This window comes from Candidatus Binatia bacterium (genome assembly GCA_036504975.1).
Classification (GTDB): Bacteria; Desulfobacterota; Binatia; order UBA9968; family UBA9968; genus JAJPJQ01.
In genome coordinates this window covers 14,122-33,765 of sequence record DASXUF010000024.1, presented here as the reverse complement: position 1 = coordinate 33,765, position 19,644 = coordinate 14,122, and the positions used below count along the sequence as shown (strand labels likewise).

The window sequence follows — 19,644 nt, the reverse complement described above, 5'->3', positions numbered from 1 at the left end:
TACGAACGAGGTAACTCATATGGGCGTTATCGAAACGTTGAGTCTCGCAATGGGAACCGCCTGGACCTCGGGCATCAATCTCTACGCCACCGTCGCGGTCCTCGGCATAGCGGGCCGGGCCGAAATGATTCAATTGCCGCCGGGACTCCACGTTCTCATGGACCCTGTGGTCATCGCCGTCGCCTGCGTGATGTACGTCATCGAGTTTTTCGCCGACAAAGTGCCGTACGTCGACAGCGCGTGGGACACGCTGCACACGTTCATCCGTGTACCCGCCGGTGCGATCCTCGCCGCGCGCTCTCTGGGCCCGATGAACCCCGCTCTGGAATTTGCCGCGATTCTTGCGGGCGGCACGATCGCCTTGGCCGCGCACGGAACCAAAGCAACCACACGTCTCGCCATCAACGTGAGCCCGGAGCCGTTCAGCAACTGGTTCGCGAGCGTGGGGGAAGACCTGGCGGTTCTCGGCGGGCTATGGCTGACCTTCAATCATCCGATCGTGATGATGGTGTTGGTGGCGGCATTTCTCGCTCTGGCCGTCTGGCTGATTCCGAAACTGTTTCGCCTGGGCAAGCGCGGCTTTCAAATGCTGCGGAGCCGGCTCGGCGGCAAACCGGCGCCCGGACCGACCTAACTCGGATTGTTCACCGCCGAGGCGCGGAGGACGCGTCCTTCGACTAAGCTCAGGATGCGCGGCGACAAAGAGTTCCGCTCGTGGTGATTCCTCGACGAGCTCGGAACTGAAGGCCGTCGAGGAAGCCTGCCGTGAGGCTTCTCGAACGGTCGAACCATGCGGACTCTGCGTTCTCCGTGGTGAGTACGCTTCCGACAGTGTGGTGATTTTGTCCTCGTACCATGAATAAAGCAGGTTGGTATTTCACGGCAACATGAAAGACGAAAAAAGCAGCAGTTATCCGCCGGTCCCGCTGACTCTGGAAGGATCGTACATCCTCCATCAGATGTTTCGCGTGCGCTGGCCGGCGTGGAAACAACTCGATAAGGCCGATAGGGACGATGCCGTCGAAGAAGCGGCCGGCGTGCTGGGGAAGTTCGAGCAAGGGAAAGAGGAGCAGAGCGGTCTCTTTTCGATGCTCGGGCACAAAGGCGATCTTTTGATCATTCATTTTCGCCGGATGCTGGAGGCATTGAACGGGGCCGAGCTGAGCTTCGCAAATCTCAAGCTGGCGGAGTTTCTTGAACCGACGACATCCTATCTCTCCGTCGTCGAGTTGGGTCTTTATGAGGCGACCGTGCGCCTCTACGACGGACTAAAGGAAAAAGGCCTTAAGCCGGGCTCGCCCGAATGGACCCAGGCGGTCGACACGGAGATCGCGAATCAAAGAAAAATCGCCGCGCCGCGGCTCTGGCCGCCGATTCCGGCGCGGCGCTACGTTTGTTTTTATCCGATGAACAAGCTCCGCGGCGAAACGAAGAACTGGTACTCGGCGCCGATTGCGGAGCGGCAGAAGATGATGGCCGAGCACGGCGTCATCGGCAGGAAATACGCCGGGCAGGTGACGCAGATCATCTCCGGCTCGATCGGCTTCGACGATTGGGAGTGGGGCGTGGATCTCTTCGCCGACGATCCGCTGGTTTTTAAAAAACTCGTCTACGAGATGCGCTTCGACGAGGCCAGCGCAGTCTACGGCCAGTTCGGCGCGTTTTACGTCGGCATCCGCTTCGCCGCCGAAAAGCTGGGAATATTTTTGGATGGCAAGGACCCGGTCGGAACTTAGAGCGGCCGCGAATCAAGCCCTTTCGAGCCAGTCCTCGTGCAAATCCACCCGGAGCTTGTCCGCGCTCGTTCCGCCGAAAACTTCCTTGACATCGAAGACGACAGTGTAAAGCGGCGGATACAAGCCACGGTGGTCGCGGAGATTGTTGATCACGCCGTGAGCGTCGGTGATCACGCCTTTCTTGCCGCGGATGTACTTCGGCGTTCGCGGATTGCCGCTGGGATTTTCTGTTTTTACGGCCACCTTGTCGCCGACCTTGAAACTTCCCTGTGTAGTCTCCATCGTAGTTAGCCTCGACTAAAATTCCTTACCTATTTTCCCTCTCCCGCCCGCGGGAGAGGGCGAGGGTGAGGGCCATCTTCGAACGTACCACCCTCACCTTTATCCTCTCCCTCCAGGGGAGGGCGAGGAAATTGTTTTCTGGCGTTGACCATTACATTCGCAAATCAGGCGACTAGCCCGCTTTATTCATGGTAGAGGACAAATCACCACAGACCGTCGGAAGCGCACTCACCACGGAGACACAGAGTTCGTATGGTTCGACCGTTCGAGAAGCCTCACGGCAGGCTTCCTCGACGGCCTTCAGTTCCGAGCTCGTCGAGGAATCACCACGAGCGGAATTCTTCATAGCCGCGCATCCTGAGCTTAGTCGAAGGACGCGTCCTCCGCGCCTCGGCGGTGAATAATCCGGGGCTAGTAGTCTCTGGGTCTTGGTTTGGGATGTCCCCATTCCGTTTCTTCGAGCTTTCCCACTTGCGACGGCTCGATCGCCTCGCCGGCGCCGATCAGGCTGTCGATCGTCACCAGCTTCGCCAACTGCTCTTCATTCATACCTTCGGTCCCCTTCGGCCGCCTGGGAATCACCATGTAGCGAACGTCGGAGGTGCTGTCGTAGACTCGGACTTCCATCTTTGACGGCAATTTCAGCTCGAACATTTCTTCGAGAATATTTCGTGGATCGGCGACGATCCGCTTCTTGTAGATGTCCTGCTTGTACCACCACGGCGTGTCGCCGAGTAAATCGTAGGGATAACAGGAGCAGAGCGTGCAGACGATCACGTTGTGAACCGATTCGGTGTTCTCCAACACACTGAGCTTTCCGACCCGTCCCGGAGGAATGCCCAGCTCGCGCAGCGCCGGCCTGCCCTGTGAAATCAGCTTGGTCTTGAAATCCGGGTCCATCCAGCAGCGGGCGACGATCTTCCCGCCGTGCCACGGTCCTGCGCCCTTCAGCGCCTCGCGATTTTTATTCAGTCTCTCTTCGCTCAAAATCCCTCTCTGAATCAAAGCGCGGGCGAGGACTTCGAGCACGTTCCTGTTCCTGACCACATCCGCAGTCAATTTCCGCACACGCTCATCGAGCGTGCCTTTGTATTCTCGATGCGTCAGGCGGAAAAATTCGTTGTAGTCGCCGCGCTCGACCCGGCTGTCTTCCGTCACCACGTCGATGGCGCCGCCGATCGAGGACGTGAGCAACCCGATCTCCCTCACGTAATCGTCGAGACCGTCTTCCAACGCGCGCACGCGCTTCTCCAAATCTTGTTCCTCGCCGTTGCCGCCGTCCGCCGTGCCCTTCGTTGAAGTCGCAACGATTGCCGAGTTGAAAAGGTCGGTGAACTCTATGAACCCTCTTCGAAGCAAGGTGAAGATCCGCGGCTCGATCCGCTTGGCCCGGTAGTATTCCAGGTCTTCCTCCGCCGCCCGGACGTGCGCCTCGAAATCGTGCATATGGCTATCAGACATGAGGGTCTCCTTGGGTCGAGCTGAAATCTTCGACTTCTCTACGGAAGGTATAGTCCGCCTGAGCGGAAGATTTCAAGACTTACGGCAGCGCGATGAGCTTTCTTCGATTTGTCTTTCCGCGGACGATCTTTACGGAAGATTTCGCAACGGAAAAATATTCCGCCAAGGCCTCGATCACCGCTTCGTTCGCCCTGCCTTCGCGCGCCGGCGCCGTGACGGAGACTGCGTACTCATCCTCGGAAATCTTTCTCACCTCGGACTTTTTTGCTTGCGGCTTGACGGCGACCCAGATTTTGAATGGCATGAGAACGATCACGCGGCGAACATCCGGTAAATCCGCCATCGTTTACCCGGCTCGTCGCTCCAGCTAGCGAGCGCGACGAGATTCTTTTCCGCGTCGAGGAGACGGACGATTTTTTCTTCCTGTTTCGGCGCGCCCAGGCCTGCGAGAACCTCCTGCCGGCCCATTCTGAGAGAGGAGACGCCGGGGCTGTCGAGTTGAACGGCGCGGAACTGGCTGAGCGCCTCGTTCAGCGAAAGCAGCGGGATCCGATTTTCTTCTTGCGCGGCTTCGATCGCGTCGAGCGGAATCGCGTTCTCGACCGAGAGATGGCCGCAAGCGAGGCGGCGGAGAGATTTGAGATGGGCGCCGCAGCCGAGAAATTTCCCCATGTCGGCGGCCAGCGTGCGGATGTAGGTGCCCTTGGAGCACGTCACTTCAAAGCTGATCTCAGCGGGCTCCGTTCTCCAGAGCCTGAGCGCTTCGACTTTGATCTCGCGCGGCGCGCGCTCCACCGTCTGTCCCTTGCGGGCCAGGCTGTAGAGCCGCACACCGTCTTTCTTGAGCGCCGAATACATCGGCGGCGTCTGCATCTGAGCGCCGGTGAATGCTTCCCGAAGCTTTTCCATCGCCGCGTCGTCCAGCGGCGGGACCTCGCGCTCCTCGATCGTCTTGCCGGTCGAATCCTGCGTATCGGTCTCGACGCCGAGGGCGATCACGCCCTGGTAGCTCTTCTGCGCGGCGAGAAAAATCTCCGCCACCTTGGTGCCGTCGTCGATCCCCAGAGGCAGCAGGCCGGAGGCGAACGGATCGAGCGTGCCGAGATGGCCGACTTTTTTCGCGCCGAGAATCCGCTTCACCCGCGACACGACGTGGGCGGACGTGGGTCCCTCCGGCTTATCGACTAACAGGAGTCCGCTGAGCATGATTTAAAATGAGCTGATCGCCGATAGAATGTTCAACAGAACCGCTTCAACAAACTTTATCGCGCCAAGACGCCAAGAGCGCAAAGAAAAATATTCTTCTATTTCTCCGAACTTGGCGTGCTTTGCGCCTTTGCGCGAGTTATCGTTTGTCCGATTCCATAATCCAAAATTCAACCGAAACTTTCAAATATGTTTGGTTAGCCTTTCTTCAGCAGCTCGTCGATTCGCCGGGCGCGCTCTTCGGTATCGTCGTAAACGAATTCGATGGTGGGAACCAAGCGGAGCTTGAGATCCTTAGCGACGCGGCGGCGAATAAAGCCGGCGGCGCTCTTCAAGCCCGCCAGCGCTTCGTTTTTTCCTTCGCTTCCCGTCAGAAGATTGAAATAGATTTTCGCCTGTCTTAAATCGTGCGTGACTTCGGTGCCGGTGAGCGTCACCGATCCGATGCGCGGATCGTTCACTTCGCGCATGAGCAGCTCAGAGACCAGCTCCAGCAATAGATCCCCGACCCGATCCGAGCGTTTATATTCCATATGAAAGCTGAGAAACTATCAGCGTTCAGCTTTCAGCTCCAAAGCTGACGGCTGAGAGCTGATTGCTGACAGCTGAAGCGTTTTAGAAGTAGAAGAACTCCGTTTCGGCTTCCCCGAGTTGAGCGAGCCCCAGACCGTCGACGAATTCGACGATTTTTTGCAGCGTGGCTTCGACGATGGGACGGCTGCTGCCGACGACGCTGAAGCCTAAGACCGCGCTTTGCCACAGGTCCTGATCTCCGCACTCGGCGACCGAGACGTTGAACTGGTTGGAGACCCGCGCCTGAATGCTTTTCAGCACGCCTCGTTTTCCTTTGAGGGAGTGGTTCTCGGCGAGGAGCAGGCTGAGTTTGAGAACGCCGACGACGACGGGAGAATCGTCGGAGGAGGTGTGCTGTCTTCCTATCGGCTCTCTCCCGCAGAGGCCCGCGACGCTTCGCGCCCGCCGGGCGGCGGAGTAATGCGGCGGATCACGGCCACCCGCTCGTAAGCCTCGATCGTATCGCCCTTCTTGATGTCCTGATAGCCTTCGAGTCCGAGACCGCATTCGTAACCCGCTGTCACTTCGCGCACGTCGTCCTTGAAGCGCTTCAAGCTCGCCAGCTTGCCGTCGTGCACCACCCGCTGATCGCGGAGCAGCCGCACCAGGCTTCCGCGCTGGATCTTGCCGTCGGTCACGTAGCAGCCCGCGACGGCGCCGACGCCGCTGATGTTGAAGACCTCTCTGATCTCGACGCGCCCTTGGACCTGCTCTTTGTAGGTAGGCTCGAGCAGGCCTTCCATCGCCGCCCGGATGTCGTTGATGACCTCATAGATGATCGTGTAGAGACGGATGTCGACGCCGTCCTGCGCCGCCAGGTTCGCCGCCTTGACCTCCGGCCGGACGTTGAAGCCGATGACGATCGCGTTCGAGGCGGACGCCAGCAGCACGTCGCTCTCGGTGATGCCGCCGACCGAACCGTGGATGACGTTGAGCTTCACCTCGCTGGTCGACATGCGGGTCAGCGCTTCGGTCAAAGCCTCCACCGAGCCGTGCACGTCGGCTTTAAGGACGACCCGCAGCTCTTTCACGTCTCCGGTTTTGATCTGATCGTAGAGCTCTTCAAGAGAGACCTTGCTCGTCTTGACGAGATCGGACTCTCTCTGCTTGCTCTGGCGGTACTCGGCGATCTGTCGCGCCTTGGCTTCGTCGGTCAACGTCACGAAAGAATCGCCGGCTTGCGGAACGCCCTGGAGGCCCAGGATTTCCACAGGCACCGCCGGCGGCGCCTCTTCGATCTTGCGCCCGCGATCGTCGATCATCGCCCGGACTCTTCCTTGAGTTACGCCGCAGACGAAAGCGTCGCCGACGTGGAGCGTTCCTTCCTGGACCAGAACGGTGGCTACCGGTCCCCGGCCACGGTCGAGCTTGGCTTCGACGATGGCGCCGCGCGCGAGCTTGTTGGGATTGGCGCGCAGCTCGAGGACGTCCGCCTGCAAGAGAATCATCTCCAAAAGATGCGGAATGCCTTCCTTGGTCTTGGCCGAAACCGGCGCGAAGATCGCGTCGCCGCCCCACTCTTCCGCCACCAGGCCGTGCTCCATCAACCCGCGTTTCACCCGTTCGAGATTGGCGTCCGGCTTGTCCACCTTGTTGATCGCGACGATGATCGGCACCTGCGCCGCGCGGGCATGGTTGATCGCTTCGACGGTTTGCGGCATGACGCCGTCGTCGGCGGCGACGACCAGGATGACGATGTCGGTCACCTTCGCGCCGCGCGCGCGCATGGCGGTGAAGGCTTCGTGGCCCGGCGTATCGAGGAAAGTCACGCCCCGGCCGTCCACCTGGACGTGGTAGGCGCCGATGTGCTGCGTGATGCCGCCGGCCTCGCGCTCGGTCACGTTGGTGCTGCGGATCGCGTCGAGCAGCGAAGTCTTTCCGTGATCGACGTGGCCCATGATCGTCACCACCGGAGGCCTGGGCAGCAGCGCGCCTTCGGGTTCTTCGATCTGATGCTCCACTTCCAACGCCGATTCGGCGTTGAACGCCACGTTCTCGACCTGATGATCGAACTCTCCGGCGATGAGGGCCGCGGTGTCGGCATCCAGCATCTGGTTGATCGTTGTCATCATGCCCATCTGCATGAGCTTTTTGATCACCTCGCCAGCCTTGACGCCCATTTCCCGGGAGAGATCGGCAACGCTGATAACCTCGGAGATCCGGATCACGCGCTTGCTCGCCTTGGGAACGGTAATCTCGGTTTTCTTCTGCTCTTTTCCCGGCAGCGCCCGTTTCTTTTTCGGAAACCGGCCCGAGCGCAGCTCGCGCTCGCGCAGTTCCAAAATATCTTGTTTCTTGACGACGCGTTTCTTGTGCTTGCCGGGCTTGGCTTTTTCCTCCGTTACCGCCGCTCCGTCCCCATCCGCGGGAGGAATCGCTCGCGACACTTGAGCGCCCGGCGGAGTTGCGCCGGGAGCCTGACCCGGCTGGGGTCGTCGCGGCGGCGAAGTCGGCGCGGGCGCCGGTCGGGCGACGCGCTTTAAATCGATCTTGCCCAGCACGCGCGCGCCGCGCTGCGGCTCCTCGACCGCCGGCCCGAGCTTCTCTTCGGTCACCTCGGTCTTTTCAGGCTCTCCTGGCGCGGCGCCGGGAGCTTCTTCGACGGCTTTGGCACCCAGCGTCGCCGCCTCTTCCGCGGGCGCCTCGGGTTCCGGAATCCAGTCCAGGTCCGGAGGAGACGCTACCGGCTCCGCCGGCGCGGGAGGAGCGGCTTCTTCGACTGGACGCTCGGCGGCGCCCTCTGATTTGGGAGGCGGGGCAGGAGTGACGACTTCGGTGCGGCTCGTGCGCCGGCGAATCACATTGGTGCGCACCCGGCGCTCGACGACTTTCTCGTGCGCCTGGATCTCGCCGACGCTCTCGTCCGCGGTCGTCACCACTCGATCGGCGACGACCTTTTCTTCCCCGACGACGACCTGCGGCTTTGCCGGCGCGGCCAGAGCGGCTTTGATTCGAGTCACCTCTTCGTCTTCGAGAGTGTTCTGGGACTTCTTTCCTTTTATCCCCAGCTTCTCCAGATGGGCGATGAAGTCCTTGACTTCGAGGCCCAACTCTTTCGCCAGCAAATGAACTCTTGTTTTCGCCATTCTTATTCCCGGCGGCGCGCGCGCAGACTAGAAATCAACCGCTCTTTGACCGGTCTTCCGACTTCCGCGCGAAAGGCTCGGACCACGCTCTTCCTGCGCAAAAATAAATCCCAACAGGTTTCCGTTTTGTGCACGTAGCCGCCTCTCCCCTTTGCCAGCCGGCTCACTTCAAGCTCTCCGTTCTGAATCACAATGCGCAGCAGCGCCGTTTGGTCATCCGCTTTGCCGCAGCCGAGGCAAGTCCGCTGCGGACATTTACTTGTCATTCTCTGCTGACGGCGTCTGACCTGCTGACGGCGTCTGACCCGCTGACGGCGCCTGCTCTCCGCTTTCCGCCCCCGGTTCGGCAGGCGCCTCCGCGGCCTCGGCATCCGCCTTCGCCTTGGCTTCCGCTTCCTCCGCCTCTCTTTTCTGCTTTTCCGCTACATATTCCCGGCTCGATTTGTAGATGGCTTCGGCTTTTTCCTGGCCGATGCCGTCGACGTCGAGAATCGTTTCCAGGTCCGCTTCGGCCAATTCTTCGGCGGACTTGAAGCCGGCCTGGTAGAGCAGCTCGGCCACCATGTCGTTGACGCCCGGAATCGCTCCGAGCGAGACCCGCGCCCGGCGCGTCTCGTCTTCCATCTCGGACTCGCTCCGTACGTCGAGCTTCCAGCCGCTCAAGCGCGAGGCCAGGCGGACGTTCTGTCCGCGCTTGCCGATCGCCAGCGATAGCTGATCGTCGGGGACGATGACTTCCATGCCGTGCTCGTCGTCGTCGATGATGATCTTCGACACCTTCGCGGGCGCGAGCGCGCGGCACACGTACTCCGCCTGGTCCGGCGTCCAGTGGACGATGTCGACTTTCTCGCCGCGCAGTTCCTGCACCACCGCCTGGACCCGCGTTCCTTTCATGCCGACGCAGGCGCCGACCGGATCGACGTCCGGATCGTTGGAGACGACCGCGATCTTGGCCCGCCCTCCGGGCTCGCGCGCGGCGCCCTTCACTTCGACGATACCCTCGTAGATTTCCGGGACTTCCTGCTCGAAGAGCTTGATCAGCATGCCGGGGTGCGTGCGCGACAGAACGATCTGCGGCCCGCGGCTGGTCATCTCGACGCTGACGATGTAGCCGCGGATGCGATCGCCCTGGCGATAGCGCTCGCGCGGCACCTGTTCCTTTTCCGGAAGGATCGCGTCGGTCTTGCCCAGGTTGACGATGATGTTTTTCTTCTCGAAGCGCTGCACGATGCCGTTGACGAGCTGGTTCTCGCGCCCCTTGAAATCGTTGTAGATGATCTCGCGCTCGGCGTCCCTGACCCGCTGGACGATGTTCTGCTTGGCCGCCTGCGCGGCGATGCGGCCGAACGAAGTCGTGTCGAGCTTGCTGAGCAGCTCGTCGCCGACCTGCGCCTCGGGATCGAGCGACTCCCGGGCTTCGTCGAGCGTGATCTCGGTCGCCGCGTCCTGCACGGCTTCGACTACGGTTTTGGCCTCGAACAGCTCGACCTCGCCGATCTCAGGATTGAACTGGGCCTCGATCTTCCGCTGATGGCCGAAGGTCTTCTTGGCCGCCGATACCATGGCGTTTTCCAGGGCGCTGATAAGAATCGTCTTGTCGATCCCTTTTTCTTTGCTGACCTGCTCGATGACTCGATTTAAATCCTGCTGCATTTTAAGCACCCCACTCGTGCTCGTAGTTCGCCTTTTCGATTTGAGAAAGCGCGATGCGATATTCGCGGCCTTCGAGCGCGACTACGATTTCGTCTTTCATGACTTCCTTGAGCATGCCCAGAAACGATCTTCTTCCTTCGATCGGATCCCGCGTCCGGACGCGAACTTTCTTTCCCACAAACCGGACAAAATGTTCGACCTTCTTGAGCGCACGGTTGATGCCCGGAGAGGAAACTTCCAAGGTAAAAGGACCGGGCACGTCCGGGCTGTCGTCGAGCAGCTCGCTCAACTGCCGGCTTACGCGCGTCAGATCCTCAAGGCTCGGCCCGCCCTCCTTGTCCAGGTACAATCGCAGCACCCTGCCCCCTCGGCTCCCCTCGGGCCGGAACTCGATGTCCACGATCTCCATCCCCTCACCCGCCGCCACCGAGGACGCCATCTCCCACACCCGCGCCACGACTGGATCGACACTCATCATACCCCCAAAATAAAAAAGCGGGCAAGAGCCCACTTTGAGTGCTAACCCTAAGTGTAATTAAATTTTTAGCATACGGAGAGACGCTAATGCAAGGGTGGCAAGTTTTCTAACGGAGCCTGATTCTGATATGCTTTTTGCCGATCGCCCTTCGACAAGCTCCGGGTGAACCGGTGATACGCGAGCAATTTCCGTTCATGCTGAGCCTGTCGAAGCATGAGATAAATTTTATCGTAATGATCCGCCGCCGATGAGACCCGCTGAAGAAAAAGCCGCGCCCGCCGCCCGGATCTCGTGGGAAAATATCCTGACGAGCCTCGAAGACGGCGTCATCCTAATCGATCGTCACGGCAAGATCTCCTTCTTCAATCAGGCCGCCGAGGTCTTGACGGAGCTGCCCGCGTCGCACGTTCTGCAGCAAGATTACACCACCGTGCTCGGCAAAACCCCGTGGCTCGTCGAGATGGTGCAAAAGTGCGAGCCGCCGCGGCAGACCGGCAGCCGGGGCGAGGGCGATTTGGCCCGGCCGCGAGGACGGCAGACGCCGGTGAATTTGACCGTCTCTCCGCTCGAGGACCGCTCGGGCCGTTTTCTCGGGACCATTCTCCTCGTGCGCGACCTCACGCACCGAAAAGAAATGGAGGAGGATTTGAAGCGCGCCGACCGTCTCGCGCTCCTCGGCACCTTGGCCGCCGGGCTCGCGCACGAGATCAAAAACCCGCTGGGAGGCATCAAGGGCGCCGCGCAGCTTCTAAAGCGCGAAGTGAACAGCAACCCTTCTCTGATGCAATACGCCGACATCGTCGTGCGCGAAGTCGATCGGGTGAATCGCTTGATCGAGCAACTCCTCGACCTCTCGCGGCCGGCCGAGCTCAAGCTCGAGGCGGTCAACATTCATGAAATCCTCGACCAGGTGCTGCTGTTGGAAATGGAAGCCGCGGGAGATAGCCGGGTGAGCGTGAAGAAAAATTTCGATCCCAGCCTCCCGCCTATTCGCGGCGACCGCGCCCAGCTCACGCAGGTCTTTTTGAACCTGGTGAAAAACGCCTTCCAGGCGATGCAGCGCCGCGGGACTCTGAGGGTGACGACGCGGATGGAAACCGACTTCCACATCCGGGAACAGGGAAGAGAGCGGGGAAAATTCATCTGGGTGGACATCGAGGACGACGGTCCGGGGATCAAAGAAGCAGACCTGCCGCATATTTTCTCGCCCTTTTTTTCGACCAAAAGCAACGGCAGCGGGCTCGGCCTGGCGATCTGCTACCGCGTCATCAAGGAACACGGCGGCTTGATCCGCGTGGACAGCCGCGAGAGAGAGGGAGCGAGCTTCAAAGTGTCGCTGTTGGTGGCGGAAACATGAATCGCGGAAAAGTATTAGTGGTGGAAGACGAAGAGTCGCACCGCACGGTGCTGAAGAAAGCGCTCGAGGACGAAGGCTACTGGGTGCAGACGGTCCAGAACGGCCGCCTGGCGCAGGCGGCCTTCAAGGAAAACGATTTCGACGTCTGCCTGATCGACATCAACCTTCCCGACGTGGATGGTCTCACGTTGCTCAAAGAGGCGAAGGAAAACGGTTCGACCGCTTCGATCATCATCGTTACCGGACGCAACACGATGCACAACGCCATCGAAGCCATGAAGCACGGCGCGTTCGATTACGTGACGAAGCCGTGGGACCTGGAGGAAATTTCGCTGCTGGTCCAGCGCGCCCTGGAGAGCCGCAAGCTGCTGCAAGATTTCCACGACCTCAAGAAAGAGGTCAAAAAAAGCTACGAGCCGGGGAATATGGTCGGCACGAGCCCGGTGATGCAGAAGGTATATAAAATCATCGGCCAGGTGGCCAACACGGACGCGAGCATTTTAATCCAGGGTGAGAGCGGAACGGGAAAAGAGCTGGTGGCAAAGACGATCCATTACAACTCGCCACGCTGGAACAAACCGTTCACGGCCGTCAACTGTGCCGCCATACCGAGAGAGCTTTTGGAGAGCGAGCTGTTCGGCCACGAGAAGGGATCGTTTACCGGCGCCTTGGAGCGCAGGATCGGCAAGTTCGAGCTGGCGGAAGACGGAACTCTCTTTCTCGACGAGGTCGGCGATATTCCGCTGGAGCTGCAGACCAAACTCTTGCGCGTGCTTCAGGAGCGCGAATACAGCCGCGTCGGCGGGAGAGAGGTTCTAAAGGCCGAAGTTCGCATCCTCGCTGCCACGAACCAGGATCTCGAAAAGTCGGTGCGCGAGAAACGCTTTCGCGAGGATCTTTATTTCCGGCTGAAGGTGATTCCGGTTTACCTGCCGCCCTTGCGCGAGCGCAAAGGCGACATCCCGCAACTTGTCGGCTACTTCGTCGATAAGATCAACCGCGAGATGGGAACGCGCATCTCCGGCGTCTCGCCCGAAGCGATGAAACTCTTGGAGGAGCACTCGTGGCCGGGGAACGTGCGCGAGCTGGAGAACACGCTGATCCGCGCCTCGGTGCTGTCACCGGGCTCGGTTCTTTTCCCCAAAGATTTTTCGCTGCAGCAACAGCGCGACGAATCTCCGCCCGGCGTGGACCAGCTCTCGCTCGAAGAGCTGATCCATCATAAGCTGGAAGACTATTTCCAAAGAATGAAGGGCGTGGACGTGGACAACCTCTATAATCTCGTGATCGAAAGAGTCGAGCGTCCGCTGATCGAGCTGACGCTCAGAAAAACCGGCGGTAACCAGATCAAGGCCGCGGAGATTCTGGGGATCAATCGCAACACGCTGCGCAAAAAGATCACTGACTTAAAGATCGCGGTCAAAAAAGATAATGACTGACAGACCACTTCCCTACCCTCTCTACGCCATTCTCGACACAAGCTTCTGTAAAGACCGTTCTCCAATCGCGATCCTCCGCCAGCTTCTCAGGGGCGGCGTCAAGCTCGTCCAGCTCCGCGCGAAAGAGTTGCCTTCCGGCAAATTCTTCGATCTGGCAAAAGAAGCGCGTCAACTCACGCGCGAAGCCGGCGCCCTCTTCATCGTCAACGACCGCGCCGACATCGCGCTAGCCTGCAACGCCGACGGCGCGCACCTCGGTCAAGACGACCTGCCGCTCGCCGCCGCGCGAAAGGTTCTTGGCCGCGAAAAGATTATCGGTATCTCCACCCACGATCTCGCGCAGGTGCGCGAAGCCGAAGCCGGCGGCGCCGACTACATCGGCTTCGGCCCCATCTTCGGCAGCACGACCAAAGACACCGGCTACGCCGCCCGCGGGTTGGAAATGCTGCGAGATATTAAACAGGCGGTGAAAATTCCCGTTGTGGCGATCGGCGGAATTAACGAAGGAAATGTTGCTGAAGTTTGGAAAGCTGGTGCTGATGCGGCGGCGATTATCAGCGATCTTATGGGAGCGGAGGACGTGGCGACAAAAGTAAAGAGGATTCTAGCCATCGAGTAGCTACTTGCTAGCCACGCTTTCGCATGGACTGATACACTTTGAGCATGTTAGGGTGCTTTCCTCACGATGAGTCTAAAGTTCGAATGGGATCGACGGAAAGCTGCGGCGAACCTTTCCCAGCACGGGGTATCTTTTCAGGAGGCGCTCACCGTGTTTGGCGATTCCCTGGCCCGGATATTTGACGATGAAGACCACTCAATCGAAGAGCAGCGCGAGATCATCATTGGGCGCTCGACCAAGGAGCGTTTGCTAGTCGTGTGCTTTACGTCAAAAGGCGAATCGGTTAGAATCTTCAGTGCGCGAAGGGCGACAAGGAAAGAGCGAAAAGACTATGAAGAGAACATCAAGTCGTAGGACATCAAGACGAAACGGGATGCGACGGGAGTACCGGTTCGACTACCGCAATGCCCGCCCGAACCGCTTTGCTCCTCTCATGAAGGGAACAGTTGCCATAGTATTGGACCCGGATATCGCCTCCGTGTTCCGATCTTCGAAATCGGTCAATGCCTTGCTACGGTCTGTTCTTACCGCGCTTCCCAAAAAAACGAGAACACAATCAAAGTCTCGCTAGCTCTGCATACCACTCACGATCTCGCACGGGCGCGTGAAGCCGTTGCCGGCGACGCCGACTACATCGGCTTCGGCCCCATCCTCGGCAGCACGACTAAAGATACCGGCTACTCGCCTCGTGGATTGGAAATGCTCCGCGAAATCCGTGGGAGCGTGAACCTCCCCATCGTCGCCATCGGTGGGATTACCGAAGGAAACGTCGCCGAAGTCTGGAAGGCGGGCGCGGATGCGGCAGCGATCATCAGTGATCTGATGAGAGCGGAGGATGTAGTAGCCAAGATAAAAAGGATTTTTAACTTGCTTGCAGTAAAAAGTCTTTGACAAAGCTTTTTAAAGGTAAGAAAATCAATGCTGGCAGGCAAAGTACGAGTAGCGGGATCATTGAACGCAAAGAACCGAACCAATTTCCGACCCGTAATTGTGGTGTGCGCTTGGACTGAGCTGAGGTGTATCGATAATTTCCTTCCGAGGTGACATACGGGATTCGTACAATTTTCGAAGATTGCACAACATCTGGCCAATCCCCTAGTGTTGATTGGTTTCGGTCTGATCCTATTCTTCGGAATACATCGGATGCTTTTAAAAGGTGGACTTCTCACCCCACTTTCGCAACGACAGTCTTCAGCCGTCCTTCGCCTGATTCTCAACTATGGGTTTTCGGTAGCAATTAGTCTCGTTGTTCTCGGCTGCGCCTACGCGGGCTGGCAAGCCTACCATGATGTTGGGCGGGCGCATCGCCTGCAGGGTCCGATCACGCAGCAGGCCGATACTTGCGGATCAAATGTAGTCGGCGATAACAATAAGGTCACTAGCGACTGCGTGGTAATAAAATGAGGATCGTAGCAATAGTCACCGTAATCCTTTGCTTTGCTATATCCCGTGCGTATGGTCAGGCAAAAGCCCCAATAACCCAGGAGGCTGGCGACTGCTCTGTGAATATTACCGGGACTGGCAATAGCGCATCGCTCGTGTGTAGAGACGTGGATCCTAAAATAGCCGAACAAGTACGAGCGATTTTAAGTGGCACACAGCGAAATGAGAAAACCACCAAAGACATCTCTCAGAAATTAGATATGATCCTGAAGGAGATTAATAAGAAAAGTATCCACATCGAGCAACGGAGTGAAGGGCCAAATAGTCCTAACACGGTAAATATAAACCAACGACCCCCACCCCGCAGAATCCCTCCCGATAAACGAGCTGAAATCGTCGCGCTCTTGAAACGCAAACCTGCAAAGGTCAGTGTATCGGCAACCCAAAATAATGCGGAAGCATATCAGTTTGCGCAAGACTGGTACGATGTATTCAAGGCCGCAGGTTGGACGATGACGGACAACACTGTACGTGTGTTCACTACTTTTGGAAGACCTCAGCGTGGTATCCTCTTACGGCTTCCTGGTGAGACCGTTCCTGCAGCAGGACAGTTCGAGATCGCCAAAGACAGTCCTGCGGAAGTATTAGCCGAAAGTCTAGAAACACTAAAAATGAGCCCACAGGTCCGGGCGCAAAGATATCCGGACATGCCGGAGGACCAAGTATCGTTTTCTGTTAACGAACACCCAGAAAATTAAGGCAACTCGCGACAGAAGCCGTTGAATTTACTGCTAGGACAATAATAGGCAAAGCCCGCTTTTCAGTCGGGAAAATAAAAGGGACAGGTTATTTTTCTCGGAAAGAATCATTGCAAATTCAATCACTCCTTCTGAAAAGGATGGGTTCACATCCAAGCGGCTGGTGGATTGGAGCCCTTGTGTGGGCCGGTATGGCTGTCGTTATCGGTCCATTGTGTCTTGGGATTGCAAACTCCGTTGCGGTGCTCCTCGATGATTACCCGGAACGCGATTGGCTCATTCTGGCCACGATGCAGCCGATCGGCGCACTTATGTGGTACATACCGCTTGCCATTCTCGTTGTGATTCCAGTCCTTGTTCCCGTACTGTTAATTTTTGCCATGTTTGCACCTTGCTTTCCCTCGATGGATCGGACATGGCGAGGCGTACTCGTCACCGTAATCGTACTCTCATCTGTTGCGGCAGGTGCTTTTGTCAGCGATTTCCCATTACAGTGGCACTTCCGTGGCGAGAACTCCTGATCAATAGCGCGTGGGTCTGGTTCACCTTCGCAACAGGCCTGCTCTTACCACGGGTGCTCTTTCGATGGCTCAGGCCTGGGAGCTTTCTGCCTAATGCTACAACATTTAGTGAAGAAGTGGCGGCGGAACCTAATACATAAAGGGAACTCACTTTGATTCCCCTGATCGTACTATTGGGCGCCATACTTCTTGCCAGAGCCATTGGACGTTTCGGGGTGCACGCTCTCGACTCCTGGGCGGCGGCGACTCGGGTAGGCTTAGCGGTCATGTTCTGGTTCACGGCAGCGGCGCATTTCAATTGCATGCGCGAAGACCTAATCCGGATGGTTCCACCCTGGGTGCCCTACCCTGAATTTATGGTCACGTTTACAGGAGTGGCAGAGATCGCCGGCGGTATCGGGCTCTTGAACCCGGCGACGAGAGTCCCGGCGGCGATTGGCCTGATCCTGCTATTGCTCGCAGTGTTGCCGGCCAACATGCATGCCGCCATGGCCGGCGTGCCGTTTGGCGGGCAGTCTCCGACACCGCTCGTGCCTAGAATCCTTCTCCAATTGCTTTTTATCGCGCTCGTGTGGCGGTCGGCGTTGGCGCGTGGCAATAAAAATGACTCAACATAGGAGTACTGACATCCGTCCAAGCGCTTCGAGGAGGATATTAACGATGCATATCCATGTCTAGTGCACTGTAACAGACGATTCGGCAACAGATGGCTTCCTCGCACTTCGACGAGCTCAGTGCGAACGGACTAGGAAAACGCCGTTCGTGGTGAGCTTGTCGAACCAGAACGGCGTTGCCAAATTAAGTGATACAGTCCACTAGGCGAGAGAAAAAGAACTATACGGGAACTCGATACTACTTTCTTTCTATAGCGACACCAGCGGCCTTGCTTAGATACCTTGCCGCCGAATCATCCAGGTGCTAGTTCCTTACTGGAGGTAACTTTTATGTCATGCACTCAATGCGGCGCTCAACTTAACGAAGGACAAAGATTCTGCGGTAATTGCGGAGCCAGGGTTACCGAGACCGAAGCTCGGCCCGATCCGACGGCCGATTCCGACCCCAGCTCTCCGGATCGACCGGCATGGCCGAGCCCGACACCGGCAAAAGGACAACGCGAGCTCAACAAGCCGCTTGTCATCGCCGCCGTCGTAGCGCTCATCGTTATACTCGCCGGCGCCGGCGCGTACCTCGCACTGATGAGGCCATCGGGAAAAGAGGAGTTCGCCCGCACGGACGAGCCTCCGGCGAGTTCCGCGGAGACGGCCCGTTCTCCTGAGCCCCTACCGTCTCCCGCAGAGGAAGCTCCCAAGTCGAAGGCAGGAGGGAGCGCGGCGAAGAAACCACTGGCGTCCCGTGCGCGCCCCTCAACTCCCGCAGCGCCCTCCCGGAGTACGGCCGCGGCCGGAACTTACGAAGCTGTTCGCGACACCTCGGTTTACGAAGCCCCGTCGGCTTCCTCGAAAATCGTCGCCAGCATCCCCCGAGGCTACACAGTAGAGGTGGTGGGTTCCACCGGGAATTGGCTGGAGGTTCGCTCCAAGACCGGCAATCCGCCAGGATTTATTCGCCGGAGCGACGCCTTGCCTGCCCCAAGACGGGGGTAAGAAACCCTGGCAGATGTCACATGGAGTTTTGACTGCTTACCGAATAAATTGAATTGACAAGCTCTTAGGAAGTGAAGACAATGGCGCCCAATGGTTCGGCGATCATTGGCGCAGGGCGCTTCCACAAATGTTTCAGGCATAATCCAGGGCGGCTGTACTCACGTACCTCACAAGTCCCCCTATCTCAGGAAATTCCGAAATTTACGGCTGGCCGCGCGGGCGCGACTCCGATTCGGCAGCCGCTCTAAACTTTACCGTGCGCTTTGTTGGTTTCGTGTCAGGTCCCACAAAAAGCTTCCCTGACAGCATAAAAACCAGTGACTGGAGGGAGCATGAATCCACCAAACCAAAAGAATCCCGCTACCCAGTCCATGTTCGTGTCGGTCCTGGCGTGGATTTTCATCATTCTCGCCGGCTTCGCGACAGTCATTTCTGTCTTTCAGAACATCATGGTGCACACGGTGCTTACGCCTGATCGAATGCAGATGGTGATGACTGAGGTCAAAAGCAAACAAGAAATCCCACCCTATGCGGAATTCATGTTGGAGAATTTTAGGCCGATCATGCTCCTACTGCTGATTGTATCCGCCGCCACATTCGTGTCCGCCATTGGACTCTTAAAGCGGAAGAACTGGGCCCGCGTCGTTTTCATTTGGCTTCTGGGCTTTGGCATTCTCTGGCAGATCGGCGGGCTCATCATGCAGCAGAGCATGATGTCGTCGATGTCCGCCGCTCCACCCAATACCCAGCCGGAATTCCAATCCCAGTTCGAAACCATGGCAACGATGATGTTGATACTCTCGTTTGCGATGGCGATTGGCTTATCGCTTTTGTTCGGGTGGATCATCAAGCGCCTCATGTCGCCAACCATCCAGCAGGAGTTTGCGTGAGGACCCCGAACCATCCAAGGACGACTTCCATTGAGTTTGATTTGTTATTTCGATTTTATTTCCGCGCGAATCAATCGGTGAGGGGCGTATGAACGAGCCCAAAGACGGCGCGATATTCGACTTCAACGTTAAGCAGCACGAGGAGCATCGAAAGACTCTGCTGGCCGTCGTTCAAGAGGAGCGGCAAATGGAGCGGTACGTCGTGCTCGCCTGTGGAGGTTTCTATTCATGGCTTGCCACCCAAAGTTCCGGCGGCGACGTTTTCTTCAGAGCGGCGGCGTTCGTTCCGATCGTGATCGTCATTTTCTGCCTGATTAGATCGCACGCGATTGCGAACGGCGTCCGCACGGAGGCCGAGTATCTGAGAAAGCTGGAAGAGCGGATATACGCAAACGCGCCGGAGCAATACAACGGCCCGAGAGGCTGGGAGACTTTCCTGGCGACCGATGGGAAGTACATCCAGAAGTATGAGGCTAGTCAAAATGTCTTTTGGTACCTTTTGCTTGGGGTGACCACGTGCGCTTCTTTTGCATTTTTGTGGCTGAAAGCCTGATCTACTTTGAGCTCTTGAGCCGCCACCGGTGAAACCGAAAAGGAT

Annotated in this window: 22 protein-coding genes; 12 read left to right on the top strand and 10 right to left on the bottom strand. The window is 58.0% G+C overall.

Features of this window, described 5'->3' with window-relative positions; genetic code table 11:
• Window positions 1–19 precede the first annotated feature (19 nt).
• Entirely contained in the window at window positions 20–634 is a 615-nt protein-coding gene (locus VGL70_03735; GenBank protein HEY3302630.1) for a DUF4126 domain-containing protein, read from the top strand.
• 253 nt (window positions 635–887) lie between these two features.
• Complete coding sequence (hemQ, locus tag VGL70_03730; protein ID HEY3302629.1) at window positions 888–1,736, top strand: hydrogen peroxide-dependent heme synthase; 849 nt, start codon at window positions 888–890, stop codon at window positions 1,734–1,736.
• A gap of 12 nt (window positions 1,737–1,748) precedes the next feature.
• Here hemQ and VGL70_03725 read toward each other — a convergent pair whose 3' ends face one another.
• From VGL70_03725 to rimP, 10 genes are all read right to left on the bottom strand, one after another.
• Window positions 1,749–2,018 carry an SH3-like domain-containing protein gene (locus VGL70_03725; protein ID HEY3302628.1) on the bottom strand — a complete coding sequence of 90 codons (270 nt, stop codon included), beginning with the start codon at window positions 2,016–2,018 and terminating at the stop codon, window positions 1,749–1,751.
• A gap of 411 nt (window positions 2,019–2,429) precedes the next feature.
• Complete coding sequence (locus VGL70_03720) at window positions 2,430–3,479, bottom strand: nitrile hydratase subunit alpha (GenBank protein HEY3302627.1); 1,050 nt, start codon at window positions 3,477–3,479, stop codon at window positions 2,430–2,432.
• Between the two features lie 79 nt (window positions 3,480–3,558).
• Window positions 3,559–3,822: a DUF167 domain-containing protein gene (locus tag VGL70_03715; GenBank protein HEY3302626.1), complete on the bottom strand. Its 264-nt coding sequence runs from the start codon at window positions 3,820–3,822 to the stop codon at window positions 3,559–3,561.
• Window positions 3,792–4,685: a tRNA pseudouridine(55) synthase TruB gene (gene truB / locus VGL70_03710; GenBank protein HEY3302625.1), complete on the bottom strand. Its 894-nt coding sequence runs from the start codon at window positions 4,683–4,685 to the stop codon at window positions 3,792–3,794. Before truB ends, VGL70_03715 begins: the two co-directional genes overlap by 31 nt.
• Window positions 4,686–4,882: 197 nt before the next feature.
• Window positions 4,883–5,218: a 30S ribosome-binding factor RbfA gene (rbfA, locus tag VGL70_03705; protein ID HEY3302624.1), complete on the bottom strand. Its 336-nt coding sequence runs from the start codon at window positions 5,216–5,218 to the stop codon at window positions 4,883–4,885.
• An 82-nt stretch (window positions 5,219–5,300) separates the two neighbouring features.
• Complete coding sequence (locus tag VGL70_03700; protein HEY3302623.1) at window positions 5,301–5,624, bottom strand: DUF503 domain-containing protein; 324 nt, start codon at window positions 5,622–5,624, stop codon at window positions 5,301–5,303.
• Window positions 5,621–8,344: a translation initiation factor IF-2 gene (gene infB, locus VGL70_03695; protein ID HEY3302622.1), complete on the bottom strand. Its 2,724-nt coding sequence runs from the start codon at window positions 8,342–8,344 to the stop codon at window positions 5,621–5,623. Before infB ends, VGL70_03700 begins: the two co-directional genes overlap by 4 nt.
• Window positions 8,345–8,346: 2 nt before the next feature.
• Window positions 8,347–8,610: a YlxR family protein gene (locus tag VGL70_03690; GenBank protein HEY3302621.1), complete on the bottom strand. Its 264-nt coding sequence runs from the start codon at window positions 8,608–8,610 to the stop codon at window positions 8,347–8,349.
• The gene (gene nusA / locus VGL70_03685) at window positions 8,600–9,997 is read right to left on the bottom strand and encodes a transcription termination factor NusA (GenBank protein ID HEY3302620.1); all 1,398 of its coding nucleotides are present in this window, start codon (window positions 9,995–9,997) and stop codon (window positions 8,600–8,602) included. The genes VGL70_03690 and nusA overlap by 11 nt, the downstream gene beginning before the upstream one ends.
• A 1-nt stretch (window position 9,998) precedes the next feature.
• Window positions 9,999–10,472 carry a ribosome maturation factor RimP gene (gene rimP / locus VGL70_03680; protein HEY3302619.1) on the bottom strand — a complete coding sequence of 158 codons (474 nt, stop codon included), beginning with the start codon at window positions 10,470–10,472 and terminating at the stop codon, window positions 9,999–10,001.
• Between the two features lie 250 nt (window positions 10,473–10,722).
• Here rimP and VGL70_03675 point away from each other — a divergent pair, with 250 nt between their 5' ends.
• From VGL70_03675 to VGL70_03630, 10 genes are all read left to right on the top strand, one after another.
• Window positions 10,723–11,832 carry an ATP-binding protein gene (locus VGL70_03675; GenBank protein ID HEY3302618.1) on the top strand — a complete coding sequence of 370 codons (1,110 nt, stop codon included), beginning with the start codon at window positions 10,723–10,725 and terminating at the stop codon, window positions 11,830–11,832.
• Window positions 11,829–13,271 carry a sigma-54 dependent transcriptional regulator gene (locus VGL70_03670; protein ID HEY3302617.1) on the top strand — a complete coding sequence of 481 codons (1,443 nt, stop codon included), beginning with the start codon at window positions 11,829–11,831 and terminating at the stop codon, window positions 13,269–13,271. The genes VGL70_03675 and VGL70_03670 overlap by 4 nt, the downstream gene beginning before the upstream one ends.
• A complete protein-coding gene (gene thiE, locus VGL70_03665) occupies window positions 13,264–13,890 on the top strand; it encodes a thiamine phosphate synthase (GenBank protein HEY3302616.1) in 627 nt (208 codons plus the stop codon). Before VGL70_03670 ends, thiE begins: the two co-directional genes overlap by 8 nt.
• 66 nt (window positions 13,891–13,956) lie before the next feature.
• A complete protein-coding gene (locus VGL70_03660; GenBank protein ID HEY3302615.1) occupies window positions 13,957–14,244 on the top strand; it encodes a BrnT family toxin in 288 nt (95 codons plus the stop codon).
• A gap of 3 nt (window positions 14,245–14,247) precedes the next feature.
• On the top strand, window positions 14,248–14,781 hold the full coding sequence (locus tag VGL70_03655) for a thiamine phosphate synthase (protein ID HEY3302614.1): 534 nt from the start codon (window positions 14,248–14,250) through the stop codon (window positions 14,779–14,781).
• 611 nt (window positions 14,782–15,392) lie between these two features.
• Window positions 15,393–16,031, top strand: a complete 639-nt coding sequence (locus VGL70_03650; GenBank protein HEY3302613.1) for a hypothetical protein — start codon at window positions 15,393–15,395, stop codon at window positions 16,029–16,031.
• A 191-nt stretch (window positions 16,032–16,222) separates the two neighbouring features.
• Entirely contained in the window at window positions 16,223–16,552 is a 330-nt protein-coding gene (locus VGL70_03645) for a hypothetical protein (GenBank protein HEY3302612.1), read from the top strand.
• A 215-nt stretch (window positions 16,553–16,767) separates the two neighbouring features.
• Window positions 16,768–17,169: a DoxX family protein gene (locus VGL70_03640; protein ID HEY3302611.1), complete on the top strand. Its 402-nt coding sequence runs from the start codon at window positions 16,768–16,770 to the stop codon at window positions 17,167–17,169.
• A 1,319-nt stretch (window positions 17,170–18,488) separates the two neighbouring features.
• Window positions 18,489–19,046, top strand: coding sequence for a hypothetical protein (locus VGL70_03635; GenBank protein ID HEY3302610.1), 558 nt, complete (start codon window positions 18,489–18,491; stop codon window positions 19,044–19,046).
• Window positions 19,047–19,134: 88 nt separating this feature from the next.
• Window positions 19,135–19,599 carry a hypothetical protein gene (locus VGL70_03630; protein ID HEY3302609.1) on the top strand — a complete coding sequence of 155 codons (465 nt, stop codon included), beginning with the start codon at window positions 19,135–19,137 and terminating at the stop codon, window positions 19,597–19,599.
• Window positions 19,600–19,644 lie beyond the last annotated feature (45 nt).

What these genes read in the sequence shown, in the direction of transcription:
- VGL70_03735 (HEY3302630.1), top strand. Translation starts at nt 20, where the DNA reads ATGGGCGTTATCGAAACGTTGAGTCTCGCAATGGGAACCGCCTGGACC.
- hemQ (HEY3302629.1), top strand. Translation starts at nt 888, where the DNA reads ATGAAAGACGAAAAAAGCAGCAGTTATCCGCCGGTCCCGCTGACTCTG.
- VGL70_03725 (HEY3302628.1), bottom strand. Translation starts at nt 2,018, where the DNA reads ATGGAGACTACACAGGGAAGTTTCAAGGTCGGCGACAAGGTGGCCGTA.
- VGL70_03720 (HEY3302627.1), bottom strand. Translation starts at nt 3,479, where the DNA reads ATGTCTGATAGCCATATGCACGATTTCGAGGCGCACGTCCGGGCGGCG.
- VGL70_03715 (HEY3302626.1), bottom strand. Translation starts at nt 3,822, where the DNA reads ATGGCGGATTTACCGGATGTTCGCCGCGTGATCGTTCTCATGCCATTC.
- truB (HEY3302625.1), bottom strand. Translation starts at nt 4,685, where the DNA reads ATGCTCAGCGGACTCCTGTTAGTCGATAAGCCGGAGGGACCCACGTCC.
- rbfA (HEY3302624.1), bottom strand. Translation starts at nt 5,218, where the DNA reads ATGGAATATAAACGCTCGGATCGGGTCGGGGATCTATTGCTGGAGCTG.
- infB (HEY3302622.1), bottom strand. Translation starts at nt 8,344, where the DNA reads ATGGCGAAAACAAGAGTTCATTTGCTGGCGAAAGAGTTGGGCCTCGAA.
- VGL70_03690 (HEY3302621.1), bottom strand. Translation starts at nt 8,610, where the DNA reads ATGACAAGTAAATGTCCGCAGCGGACTTGCCTCGGCTGCGGCAAAGCG.
- nusA (HEY3302620.1), bottom strand. Translation starts at nt 9,997, where the DNA reads ATGCAGCAGGATTTAAATCGAGTCATCGAGCAGGTCAGCAAAGAAAAA.
- rimP (HEY3302619.1), bottom strand. Translation starts at nt 10,472, where the DNA reads ATGAGTGTCGATCCAGTCGTGGCGCGGGTGTGGGAGATGGCGTCCTCG.
- VGL70_03675 (HEY3302618.1), top strand. Translation starts at nt 10,723, where the DNA reads ATGAGACCCGCTGAAGAAAAAGCCGCGCCCGCCGCCCGGATCTCGTGG.
- VGL70_03670 (HEY3302617.1), top strand. Translation starts at nt 11,829, where the DNA reads ATGAATCGCGGAAAAGTATTAGTGGTGGAAGACGAAGAGTCGCACCGC.
- thiE (HEY3302616.1), top strand. Translation starts at nt 13,264, where the DNA reads ATGACTGACAGACCACTTCCCTACCCTCTCTACGCCATTCTCGACACA.
- VGL70_03660 (HEY3302615.1), top strand. Translation starts at nt 13,957, where the DNA reads ATGAGTCTAAAGTTCGAATGGGATCGACGGAAAGCTGCGGCGAACCTT.
- VGL70_03645 (HEY3302612.1), top strand. Translation starts at nt 16,223, where the DNA reads ATGGCTGTCGTTATCGGTCCATTGTGTCTTGGGATTGCAAACTCCGTT.
- VGL70_03635 (HEY3302610.1), top strand. Translation starts at nt 18,489, where the DNA reads ATGAATCCACCAAACCAAAAGAATCCCGCTACCCAGTCCATGTTCGTG.
- VGL70_03630 (HEY3302609.1), top strand. Translation starts at nt 19,135, where the DNA reads ATGAACGAGCCCAAAGACGGCGCGATATTCGACTTCAACGTTAAGCAG.